General features: G+C 71.2%; 11 protein-coding genes. 7 read left to right on the top strand and 4 right to left on the bottom strand.

Annotation, left to right across the window (positions count from 1 at the left end; all coding sequences use genetic code 11):
* The 3 genes from ACWC5O_RS23815 to ACWC5O_RS23805 all read right to left on the bottom strand — a co-directional run.
* A partial coding sequence (locus tag ACWC5O_RS23815; RefSeq protein WP_450781059.1) for an NADH-quinone oxidoreductase subunit C occupies window positions 1-757 on the bottom strand: 757 nt, incomplete at its 3' end.
* Window positions 754-1,410 (bottom strand): NADH-quinone oxidoreductase subunit B, encoded by a 657-nt coding sequence (locus ACWC5O_RS23810; protein WP_450585222.1) that lies wholly within the window; start codon window positions 1,408-1,410, stop codon window positions 754-756. The genes ACWC5O_RS23815 and ACWC5O_RS23810, both read right to left, overlap by 4 nt.
* Window positions 1,401-1,817 carry an NADH-quinone oxidoreductase subunit A gene (locus ACWC5O_RS23805; RefSeq protein WP_450585224.1) on the bottom strand — a complete coding sequence of 139 codons (417 nt, stop codon included), beginning with the start codon at window positions 1,815-1,817 and terminating at the stop codon, window positions 1,401-1,403. The genes ACWC5O_RS23810 and ACWC5O_RS23805 overlap by 10 nt, the downstream gene beginning before the upstream one ends.
* A 220-nt stretch (window positions 1,818-2,037) precedes the next feature.
* On the opposite strand from ACWC5O_RS23805, the gene ACWC5O_RS23800 reads away from it, so the two are divergent.
* From ACWC5O_RS23800 to ACWC5O_RS23780, 5 genes are all read left to right on the top strand, one after another.
* Window positions 2,038-3,225, top strand: coding sequence for a sensor histidine kinase (locus ACWC5O_RS23800; protein WP_450585225.1), 1,188 nt, complete (start codon window positions 2,038-2,040; stop codon window positions 3,223-3,225).
* A gap of 152 nt (window positions 3,226-3,377) precedes the next feature.
* A complete protein-coding gene (locus ACWC5O_RS23795; protein WP_450585227.1) occupies window positions 3,378-4,742 on the top strand; it encodes a sensor histidine kinase in 1,365 nt (454 codons plus the stop codon).
* 154 nt (window positions 4,743-4,896) lie between these two features.
* Complete coding sequence (locus ACWC5O_RS23790) at window positions 4,897-5,556, top strand: response regulator transcription factor (RefSeq protein ID WP_315903872.1); 660 nt, start codon at window positions 4,897-4,899, stop codon at window positions 5,554-5,556.
* A gap of 285 nt (window positions 5,557-5,841) precedes the next feature.
* Window positions 5,842-7,770, top strand: a complete 1,929-nt coding sequence (locus ACWC5O_RS23785; protein ID WP_450585228.1) for a 2-oxoacid:acceptor oxidoreductase subunit alpha — start codon at window positions 5,842-5,844, stop codon at window positions 7,768-7,770.
* The gene (locus tag ACWC5O_RS23780) at window positions 7,763-8,824 is read left to right on the top strand and encodes a 2-oxoacid:ferredoxin oxidoreductase subunit beta (protein ID WP_450585230.1); all 1,062 of its coding nucleotides are present in this window, start codon (window positions 7,763-7,765) and stop codon (window positions 8,822-8,824) included. Before ACWC5O_RS23785 ends, ACWC5O_RS23780 begins: the two co-directional genes overlap by 8 nt.
* A 16-nt stretch (window positions 8,825-8,840) precedes the next feature.
* Here ACWC5O_RS23780 and ACWC5O_RS23775 read toward each other — a convergent pair whose 3' ends face one another.
* A complete protein-coding gene (locus tag ACWC5O_RS23775) occupies window positions 8,841-9,251 on the bottom strand; it encodes a winged helix-turn-helix transcriptional regulator (RefSeq protein WP_450585231.1) in 411 nt (136 codons plus the stop codon).
* A gap of 92 nt (window positions 9,252-9,343) precedes the next feature.
* On the opposite strand from ACWC5O_RS23775, the gene ACWC5O_RS23770 reads away from it, so the two are divergent.
* Both ACWC5O_RS23770 and rarD read left to right on the top strand, forming a co-directional pair.
* On the top strand, window positions 9,344-10,198 hold the full coding sequence (locus tag ACWC5O_RS23770; protein WP_450585232.1) for an SDR family oxidoreductase: 855 nt from the start codon (window positions 9,344-9,346) through the stop codon (window positions 10,196-10,198).
* Between the two features lie 124 nt (window positions 10,199-10,322).
* A complete protein-coding gene (rarD, locus tag ACWC5O_RS23765) occupies window positions 10,323-11,273 on the top strand; it encodes an EamA family transporter RarD (protein ID WP_450585234.1) in 951 nt (316 codons plus the stop codon).
* The last annotated feature ends 23 nt before the right edge of the window (window positions 11,274-11,296 follow it).

Here is an 11,296-nt window from a genome sequence, read left to right as displayed (position 1 = left end):
CGGCGGCAGCCTCGCCGGCCGCCCCCGCCTGGCCGGTCTGGCTCGCCGAGCCCTCCGCCGCCGTACGCGTCCGCCGTGCCGGACGTTCGCCGGCCGCGGCGCGCTCCCCGGCCGCGCGCACCGGCCGCTCCCCCGCCGCGCGGGCCGGTCGGGCCGGGCGGGCCGGGGCAGGGGGCAGCTGGCCCTTCAGCGGGCCCCATTCGTTCGGGTCCGGGACGCCCGGCGGGAGCATCTGGCGGCGCTTGGGGCCACCGTGCGCAGCACCCGCCGCAGGCTCCCCCGGCTCCTTGGCGCCGGGCCAGGCCTTGGCCACGCGGGCGGCGAGGACGAAGTCCTTGCGCAGGGGGTGGCCTTCGAAGGTCTCCGGGAGGAGGAGGTGCTCCAGGCCCGGGTGGCCCTCGAAGTCGACCCCGAACATCTCGTGGGTCTCGCGCTCGTGCCAGGCCGCGCCCGCGTAGACGCCGACGGCCGAGGGCAGCTTCGGCGCCTCGTGCGGGACCGTCGTCCGCAGGAGCAGGCGGCGGACCGGCGCGAGGGCGACGACGTGGGCGGAGACACGGAAGCCCGTGCCCGGTTCGTCGACGGCGCTCAGCCAGTCGAAGTAGGTGCAGGACAGGGTCGTACGAGCCGTCTCCAGGGCGGTGAGCCAGGAGGACGGCGGGACGTCCACCGTCAGGAGCTCGTACGACTCCTCGGCGGTGGCCTCCGGACCGAAGAGTTCCTCGGCGGGGGCGGGCAGCCAGCCGACCGTGCTCATCGCGCGCCCCCCTCAGCCTCAACCTCAACCGAAGCGGAAGCGGAAGCCGAAGCAGGCGCCGGGGGCTTCACCAGGCCGCTCTGCAGGGCGGCGGCGGACGGCCGGTGGGAGGCGTACCGCTCCTCCAGCGACTCGCGGGCGATCTTCTCCTGGAGCTTGAGGATGCCCTGGAGCAGCGCCTCGGGCCGCGGCGGGCAGCCGGGGACGTACACGTCGACCGGGATGATCTGGTCGACGCCCTTGGTGACGGAGTAGGAGTCCCAGTACGGGCCGCCGCAGTTGGAGCAGGCGCCGAAGGAGATGACGTACTTGGGTTCCGGCATCTGCTCGTACAGGCGCTTCACGGCCGGGGCCATCTTGTCCGTGACCGTGCCGGAGACGACCATCAGGTCGGCCTGGCGGGGGCCCGGCGCGAAGGGGATGACGCCGAGGCGGATGAAGTCGTGGCGGGCCATCGACGCGGCGATGAACTCGATCGCGCAGCAGGCGAGGCCGAAGTTGAACACCCACAGCGAGTAGCGACGGCCCCAGTTCAGGACCACCTTCATCGGCTCGGGCGCAAGCCGGGCGAGGGCGCCCAGCCGTTTCGGCTCGGGAAGCAGGAGAGGCTCCGCGCCGGACGGGTTCACGTCACCGGACGGGTTCACGCCCATGTCAGGACCCCCTTCTTGTAGGCGTACAGCAGGCCCACGGCGAGGAAGCCGAGGAAGATGAACATCTCCACCAGGGTCGTCGCGCCGTAGCCGGGGGCGGCGAAGACCGTCGCCCACGGGAACAGGAAGACCGAGTCGACCGCGAAGATCACGTAGAGGAAGGCGTAGACGTAGTAGCGGACCTGGGTGTGGGCCCAGCCCTCGCCGACCGGGTCGACGCCGCACTCGTAGGTCAGGAGTTTCTCGGGGGTGGGCACGACCGGGCGCAGCAGCCGGCCGGCGCCGAACGCGACCGCGACGAAGAGCACGCCGATGAGGGCGAGCAGTCCCACGACCGAGTACGACCGGAAGTAGCCGGCCGCGACGTCCGCCGCGGCGATCGTCGAGTGCCCCAACGTCTCCCGCACCGTCCGCCCTCGCTCCCTGACCTCGTGACTTGGTGAATCCTGTGATGCAACCTGATTCGAGGATCTGTACGCACGGGAGTCTAGGCCCTGATAAAGACGTGGTAAGCAGCCCGTCACACCGTGAGACGTGGGGACCGTGCTGAGGGTGGGGTTTTCCCCCGGGAACAGGGGCGGTGGACCGCATGGCGCAAGGGGTGCCGGGCACGGCAGGCTGGCCGGTATGACCGCTCCCGCCTCCGCCGCCGACCGGACCGACGGCCCCGACCGGCTGCCTCCGGCCCGGTTCGCCCTCGACGCGCACACCTGGAAGGAGACCGCGTATCTCCTGCTGAACCTGCCGGTGGCGCTGCTCGGCTTCACCTACGTGTTCACCGTGGTGCTCGTCAGCGCAATCCTCACCCTCACGGTGATCGGGCTCCCGCTGCTGGCCGTCTGTCTGCTGGGCGCACGGCAGCTGGGCAAGCTGGAGCGGATCCGGTCCCGGGCGCTGCTCGGGGTGCGGGTCGAGGAGCCGACGCCGCTGCCGATCGCCAGGGGCGGGGGGCCGGTGCAGCGGTTGTGGCTGGCGTTGAAGGACCCGGTGGGCTGGCGGACGCTGCTGTACGACTTCATCCGGCTGCCCTGGGGGATCCTCACCTTCACCCTCGTGCTGACCTCGCTGTTCGTGCTGTGGCCGGTGCTGCCGTTCATCACGCGGGGACTGGCCAACGTGGACCGGGCGATGGTGCGCGGGCTGCTGTCGCCCTCGGACGAGCTGGAACGCCGTATCGCCGAGCTGGAGTCGGACCGCGGGATCGTGGTCGACACGGCGGCCGCCGATCTGCGCCGCATCGAGCGGGACCTGCACGACGGGGCGCAGGCCCGGCTGGTGAACCTGGCCATGGGCCTCGGCCTGGCGAAGGAGAAGCTGCGGGAGGGCCAGGCCGACGAGCACGTCGCCGCGATGGTGGCGGAGGCGCACGGCGAGGTGAAGCTCGCGCTGCAGGAGCTGCGGGATCTCGCCCGGGGCATCCATCCGGCCGTGCTGACCGACCGGGGCCTGGACGCGGCCCTCTCCTCGGTCGCCTCCCGCTGCACGGTCCCGGTGACGGTGACGGCGGACCTCCCGGCCCGGCCCGCCCCCGCCATCGAGGGCATCGCCTACTTCACCGTCTCCGAGCTGCTGCAGAACATCAGCAAGCACAGCGGGGCGCGCTCGGCCTCGGTGGAGGTGTGGCGCTCGGACGACCGGCTGCTCGTCCAGGTCCGGGACGACGGCCGCGGCGGCGCCGGCCTGGAGGGCGGCAGCGGGATGCGGGGTCTGGCGGAGCGGCTGGGCGCGGTGGACGGCCTGTTCGTGGTCGACTCGCCGGTCGGCGGCCCGACGGTGGTCACGGCGGAGCTGCCCTGGCGGGACCGCACGGAGTAGCCGCCCCCCGGCGCACCCCCGCGTGCCCTCGAAGGGTGGGGAAAACCCCCCGCCCGAGAGGCCGACGGCCTCCATGGCCCGGGAAGTCGCCGCGCACCAGGCTGGGAGACACGGCAGCACGCCGCCAGGACGAGGAGAACGGGACGACACCGATGGCCACGGAGTACGGACAGGAGTACGGGCGGGGACACGGGCACCCGGCCGGATCCGGCTTCCCCGCCCCCGACGGGGAACGGCGCCACCTGCTGCCCGCCGCGCTGCGGGCGCCGTTCGAGGCGCGCAGCTGGCGCGAGTTCGGCTACGTGCTGCTGAGCCTGCCGATCGCGGTCGTGCTGTTCAGCTGGACGGTCACCATGGTGGCGCTCGGCGCGGGCCTGCTGGTGACCTTCCTCGGGATCCCCGTGCTGGCGGCGGCGCTCGCGAGCTGCCGCGGCTTCGGCGCGCTGGAGCGCAGGCGCGCGCGTGCCCTGCTGCGCCTGGAGGTGGCCGCCCCGGAGCCGCTGCGGACGGGCCGGGCGGGCATGTTCGCGTGGATGGGCGCGGTGCTGAAGAGCGGCACGTCGTGGCGGCATCTGCTCTACGCGCTGCTGCAGTTCCCCTGGGCGCTTTTCTCGTTCGTCGTGGCGGTGAACTTCTGGGCGTACGGCTGGGCGCTGCTGACGTACCCGCTGTGGTTCTGGGTGTTCCCGATGTACGGCGGCCAGGGCGGCCTGCAGCTGTACGGCGACGCGCAGCACAGCGTCTATCTCGACAACCCGTTCGAGATCACCGTGACCGCGCTGGTCGGCCTGCTGTTCACGCTGGCCACGCCCTGGGTCGTACGGGGTCTGACCACGGTGGACAGGCTGCTGGTGCGCGGGCTGCTCGGGCCGTCGCGGCTGTCGGCGCGGGTCGTGGAGCTGGAGTCGGACCGCGGGGTCGTGGTGGACACCGCGGCCGCCGATCTGCGCCGCATCGAGCGGGACCTGCACGACGGGGCGCAGGCCCGGCTGGTGAACCTGGCCATGGATCTGGGCCTGGCCAAGGAGAAGCTGCGGGAGGACCCGCAGGAGGCGGCCCGGATGGTGGAGGAGGCCCACGGCGAGGTGAAGACGGCCCTGCAGGAGCTGCGCGACCTCGCGCGCGGGATCCATCCGGCCGTGCTGACCGACCGGGGCCTGGACGCGGCCCTCTCCTCGGTCGCCTCCCGATGCACGGTCCCGGTGCGGGTGGAGGTCGACCTGCCGGCCCGCCCGGCCCCGGCCATCGAGGGCATCGCCTACTTCACCGTCTCCGAGCTGCTGCAGAACATCAGCAAGCACAGCCGGGCGCGCTCCGCCTCGGTCGACGTGTGGCACGCGGAGGACCGGCTGATGCTCCAGGTCATGGACGACGGGGTGGGCGGCGCGGACGCGACCCGGGGCTCGGGCCTGGCGGGCCTGGCCGGCCGCCTGGGCGCGGTGGACGGAGTCCTGGTGGTGGACTCACCGCCCGGCGGCCCCACCCGGGTGATCGCCGAGCTGCCCTGGCGGGCCTGAGGGCGCACATCGATCGCGGCACGGCCTCCCGCGACACCCCCTGTGATTCCCCGGCTCCTGCGCACGACGGCCCGAATACTGGAATGCTGGACCTTCGTACAGGACGCCGTCGGAAGGTCGGGCTGTGGGGGGCCGGGAGATCGTGGAGGACAGGGTGCGGGTCGTCATCGCCGAGGACTCGGTGCTGCTCAGGGAGGGCCTGACCCGGTTGCTGACCGACCGCGGGCACGATGTCGTGGCGGGCGTCGGGGACGCGGAGGCACTGATCAAGACCATCGCCGACCTGGACGCGCAGGGCACGCTGCCCGACGTGGTGGTGGCGGACGTACGGATGCCGCCGACGCACACCGACGAGGGCGTGCGGGCGGCCGTACGGCTGCGCAAGGCGCACCCCGGGCTCGGGGTGCTGGTGCTGTCGCAGTACGTGGAGGAGCGCTACGCCACCGAGCTGCTGGCCGGTTCCAGCCGGGGCGTGGGCTATCTGCTCAAGGACCGGGTCGCCGAGGTCCGGGAGTTCGTGGACGCGGTGGTGCGGGTGGCCGAGGGCGGTACGGCGCTGGACCCGGAGGTGGTCGCGCAGCTGCTCGGGCGCAGCCGCAAGCAGGACGTGCTGGCGGGGCTCACCCCGCGTGAGCGCGAGGTGCTGGGGCTGATGGCGGAGGGGCGGACGAACTCGGCCATCGCCCGGCAGCTGGTGGTCAGCGACGGGGCCGTGGAAAAGCACGTCAGCAACATCTTCCTGAAGCTCGGGCTCTCCCAGAGTGACGGCGATCACCGGCGTGTTCTGGCCGTTCTCACTTACCTGAACTCGTAACGGCCTGACACTGTGTCAGCAGCGTGTCAGTCCGTCCGGCTTCTGTGGAGACCGGACATCCGGGCAGGAGGCCGCGGGAGAGAACCGGGAAATACGCGGGAAGCGTCGTGATCGATGCTCCGGCGATGCGGGAAATCATGAGAAGTCAGCGCGACCAGCCGTCCCGAAGAGCCACCCGTCCGCGGATGGCCACGGGAAGGCGACCCTAACCGACGTAGGGTTGATACCGGGATGGTCCCTGGGACGACCATCCCCGGACAGCCGCCTCGAAGGAGGTCCAGTTCAGTGACCAGCCAGGTCAGCAGCCCAGCGGAGCAGGCCGACGGAACCGTCGTGGGAGAGCAGCGCAAACCGGGCGGAGCCAAGGACGTGCGGCGCCTGGATCGGGTGATCATCCGGTTCGCGGGGGACTCGGGTGACGGCATGCAGCTCACCGGTGACCGCTTCACCTCGGAGACCGCGTCCTTCGGCAACGACCTCTCCACCCTGCCGAACTTCCCCGCCGAGATCCGCGCCCCCGCCGGCACCCTGCCCGGCGTCTCCTCGTTCCAGCTCCACTTCGCCGACCACGACATCCTGACCCCGGGCGACGCGCCGAACGTGCTGGTCGCGATGAACCCGGCCGCCCTGAAGGCCAACATCGGCGACCTGCCGCGCGGCGCCGAGATCATCGTCAACACGGACGAGTTCACCAAGCGTGCCCTGCAGAAGGTCGGCTACACCGCCTCCCCGCTGGAGGACGGCTCGCTGGACGGCTACAGCCTGCACCCCGTGCCGCTGACCACCCTCACCGTCGAGGCGCTGAAGGAGTTCGACCTCTCCCGCAAGGAGGCCGAGCGCAGCAAGAACATGTTCGCCCTCGGCCTGCTGAGCTGGATGTACCACCGGCCCACCGAGGGCACCGAGAAGTTCCTGCGGGCCAAGTTCGCCAAGAAGCCCGACATCGCGGCCGCCAACATCGCCGCGTTCCGGGCGGGCGTGAACTTCGGCGAGACGACCGAGGACTTCGCGGTCTCCTACGAGGTCGCCCCGGCCACCGAGGCCTTCCCGGTCGGCACCTACCGCAACATCTCCGGGAACCTAGCCCTGGCCTACGGCCTGATCACCGCGTCGCAGCAGGCGGATCTGCCGCTGTTCCTGGGCTCGTACCCGATCACGCCGGCGTCGGACATCCTGCACGAGCTGAGCAAGCACAAGAACTTCGGCGTGCGGACCTTCCAGGCGGAGGACGAGATCGCCGGCATCGGCGCGTCGCTGGGGGCGGCTTTCGGCGGCTCGCTCGCGGTGACGACGACGAGCGGGCCCGGTGTGTCGCTCAAGAGCGAGACGATCGGTCTGGCGGTCTCCCTGGAGCTGCCGCTGCTGATCGTGGACATCCAGCGCGGTGGCCCCTCGACCGGTCTGCCGACCAAGACCGAGCAGGCGGACCTGCTGCAGGCGATGTTCGGCCGCAACGGCGAGGCCCCGGTCCCGGTCATCGCCCCGAAGACCCCGGGCGACTGCTTCGACGCGGCCCTGGAGGCGGCCCGGATCGCGCTGGCCTACCGCACCCCGGTGTTCCTGCTCTCGGACGGCTACCTGGCCAACGGCTCCGAGCCGTGGCGGATCCCGGACCTGGACGAGCTGCCGGACCTGCGCGTGCAGTTCGCGTCCGGCCCGAACCACGCACTGGAGGACGGCACCGAGGTCTTCTGGCCGTACAAGCGGGACCCGCAGACCCTGGCCCGCCCGTGGGCGATCCCGGGCACGCCGGGCCTGGAGCACCGCATCGGCGGCATCGAGAAGCAGGACGGCACGGGCAACATCTCCTACGACCCGGCCAACCACGACTTCATGGTCCGCACCCGCCGGGCCAAGATCGACGGCATCGAGGTCCCGGACATCGAGGTCGACGACCCGCACGGAGCGAGGACTCTGGTCCTGGGCTGGGGCTCTACGTACGGGCCGATCACGGCCGCGGTACGGCGGCTGCGCAAGGCCGGCGAGTCGATCGCACAGGCCCATCTGCGCCATCTCAACCCGTTCCCGCGCAATCTCGGAGCGGTGGTCACCTCGTACGACAAGGTGGTGATCCCCGAGATGAACCTCGGGCAGCTCGCCACCCTGATCCGGGCGAAGTACCTGGTCGACGCCCACTCGTACAACCAGGTCAACGGCATGCCGTTCAAGGCGGAACAGCTCGCCGCCGCGCTGAAGGAGGCCATCGATGACTGACGCCACCCACTCGCTGCTGCAGCTGGTCCCCAAGGCCGAGGCCAAGCAGTCCATGAAGGACTTCAAGTCCGACCAGGAAGTGCGCTGGTGCCCGGGCTGCGGTGACTACGCGATCCTGGCCGCCGTCCAGGGGTTCATGCCGGAGCTGGGCCTGGCGAAGGAGAACATCGTCTTCGTCTCGGGCATCGGCTGCTCCTCCCGCTTCCCGTACTACATGAACACCTACGGGATGCACTCCATCCACGGCCGCGCCCCGGCCATCGCGACGGGCCTGGCGTCCTCCCGCCGGGACCTGAGCGTGTGGGTGGTCACCGGCGACGGCGACGCCCTCTCCATCGGCGGCAACCATCTGATCCACGCCCTGCGCCGCAACGTCAACCTCAAGATCCTGCTGTTCAACAACCGGATCTACGGCCTGACCAAGGGCCAGTACAGCCCGACCTCCGAGGTCGGCAAGATCACCAAGTCGACCCCGATGGGCTCGCTGGACGCACCGTTCAACCCGGTGTCGCTGGCGATCGGCGCGGAGGCGTCCTTCGTCGCGCGCACGATCGACTCCGACCGCAAGCACCTGACCGAGGTGCTGCGCGCGGCCGCCGACCACCCGGGCACGGCCCTGATCGAGATCTACCAGAACTGCAACATCTTCAACGACGGCGCCTTCGACGCCCTGAAGGACAAGCAGCAGGCGGAGGAGGCACTGATCCGCCTGGAGCACGGGCAGCCGGTCCGGTTCGGCACCGACGGCACGCACGGTGTCGTACGGGACCGGCAGACCGGCGACCTGAAGGTGGTGACGGTGACCCCGGAGAACGAGGCGGACATCCTGGTGCACGACGCGAAGTCCGCGTCCCCCACCACCGCCTTCGCGCTCTCCCGGCTGGCCGACCCCGACACGCTGCACCACACCCCGATCGGTGTGTTCCGCTCCGTCGAGCGGCCGGTGTACGACGTCCAGATGTCCGAGCAGCTGGACACGGCCATCGAGCAGCACGGCAAGGGCGACCTGGCCGCGCTGCTGGCCGGCGGGGACACCTGGACGGTCGTCGGCTGATCTCGCCGCTCTGTGATCACGAGGCCCGGGAGCGGAGTTCCCGGGCCTCGTCGTAGGTCCGGCGGGCCTTCTCCACCTCGCCCATGCGGTCGTGCGTCCACTGCGCCAGGGACCGCACCTGCTCCGCCGCCTCCCGGCCGAGGCCGGTGAGCGAGTAGTCGACGCGGGGCGGGATGACCGGCTTGGCGTCCCGGTGGACCAGGCCGTCGCGCTCCAGGGTCTGCAGGGTCTGGGTGAGCATCTTCTCGCTGACGCGGCTCACCTGGTCGATCGCCCTCCGCAGCTCGCTGAACCGCCGCGAGCCCTCCATCAACTCGATCAGGACGAGCACGCCCCAGCGGCTGGTGACGTGCTCCAGGACGAGCCGGTAGGGGCACATGGCCTCGGCTTCGGCTCCGGTGCGCGCACGCGTGTTACTTACTGCCATGCCAGTACCTTACTTCAAAGTGGGTACTTTCGTTTGGTTAGTGCACCTCCTAGGGTGACTGCCATAGCCACCCCACAAGGAGTTTCCGAATCATGAGCATCGTCGTCACCGGAGCCACCGGACACCTCGGCCGTCACGTCGTGGAGCAGCTGCTGGAGAAGGTTTCGGCGGAGCAGATCACCGCCGTCGTCCGCGACCGGGCGAAGGCCGCCGACTTCGCGGCCCGCGGAGTGAAGCTCGCGGTCGCCGACTACAACACGCCCGGGACCTTCGACGGCCTGTTCGCGGCCGGTGACAAGGTCCTGCTGATCTCCGGCAACGAGTTCGACAAGGGCCGGGTCCAGCAGCACCAGGTCGTCATCGACGCCGCCAAGGCGGCCGGTGTGGCGCTGCTGGCGTACACCAGCGCGCCGGGCAGCCTCAAGGCCGCGCTCGCCGACGACCACCGGGCCACCGAGGAGGCGCTGCTCGCCTCCGGTCTGCCCTACAGCCTGCTGCGCAACGGCTGGTACCACGAGAACTACACCGAGAACCTGGCCCCGGTGCTGGAGCACGACGCGGTCGTCTCGGCGGCCGGCGAGGGCCGGGTCTCCTCGGCCTCCCGCGCCGACTACGCGGCCGCCGCGGTCGCCGTGCTGACCGGCGAGGGCCACGAGAACACGACGTACGAGCTGGGCGGCGACGTCGCGTGGAGCTTCGCCGAGTACGCGGCCGAGCTGAGCCGGCAGACCGGCAAGGAGATCGCCTACAACGCCGTCACCGGGGAGGTCCTGAAGGGCATCCTGGCGGGCGCCGGGGTTCCCGCACCGTTCGCCGAGATCCTCGTCGGCGTCGACGCGTCCATCGAGAAGGGCGAACTCGTCGTCTCCACCGGCGACCTGTCCCGCCTGGCCGGCCGCCCGAGCACCCCGCTCGCCGAGGCGGTCGCCGCAGCACTCGAGGACTGACACGCCCCGGGCACACCCCCACCCCCGCCTGTCATGACCGTATGCCGATACGGGCATGACAGGCGGGGGTGCTCGGCGCTACCTTCGTTCTCGCGTGCGTGAGTGAGGCGAGAAGGAGGGGCCCGTGGCCGGAACGACCAAGGGTGAGCACCGGGCAGGCCTGTTGAACGGCTTCGCCGCGTACGGCATGTGGGGACTGGTCCCCCTGTTCTGGCCGCTGCTGAAGCCCGCCGGAGCGCTGGAGATCCTGGCCCACCGGATGGTGTGGTCCCTCGCCTTCGTCGCCGTCGCCCTGCTCGTCATACGGCGCTGGGCCTGGGCCGGGGAGCTGCTGCGGCAGCCGCGCCGGCTCGGCCTCATCGCGCTCGCCGCGGCCGTCATCACCGTGAACTGGGGCGTCTACATCTGGGCCGTGAACGCGGGCCATGTGGTCGAGACGTCCCTCGGGTACTTCATCAACCCGCTGGTGACCATAGCGATGGGCGTGCTGATCCTGAAGGAGCGGCTGCGGCCCGTGCAGTGGGCCGCGGTCGGGGTCGGCGTCGCCGCCGTGGTCGTCCTGACCGTCGGCTACGGCCGTCCGCCGTGGATCTCCCTCTGCCTCGCCTTCTCGTTCGCCACCTACGGGCTGGTGAAGAAGAAGGTCGCCCTCGGCGGCATCGAGTCGCTGGCCGCCGAGACCGCGATCCAGTTCCTGCCCGCGCTCGGCTATCTGCTCTGGCTCACCGCGCACGGCCGGTCCACCTTGGCGAGCGAGGGAGCGGGGCACACGGCCCTGCTCGCCTCGACCGGCATCGTCACCGCACTGCCGCTGGTCTGCTTCGGCGCAGCGGCGATCCGCGTGCCCCTGTCCACGCTGGGGCTGCTGCAGTACCTGGCCCCCGTCTTCCAGTTCCTGCTCGGTGTCGTCTACTTCCACGAGGAGATGCCCGCCGCGCGCTGGGCCGGCTTCGCGCTGGTCTGGCTGGCGCTGGTCCTGCTCACCACGGACGCGCTGCGTGCCGCGAGGAGGCCGCGGGCGATGGTGGTGCCGCCCCGCGCCGAGACGCCCAGCTCCGCCGCGGTGGAGGCCTGACGGAGGGGCCGGTTGTCAGTGGC

This window comes from Streptomyces sp. NPDC001450 (assembly GCF_053597295.1).
This window is presented reverse-complemented; position numbering and strand designations above follow the sequence as displayed.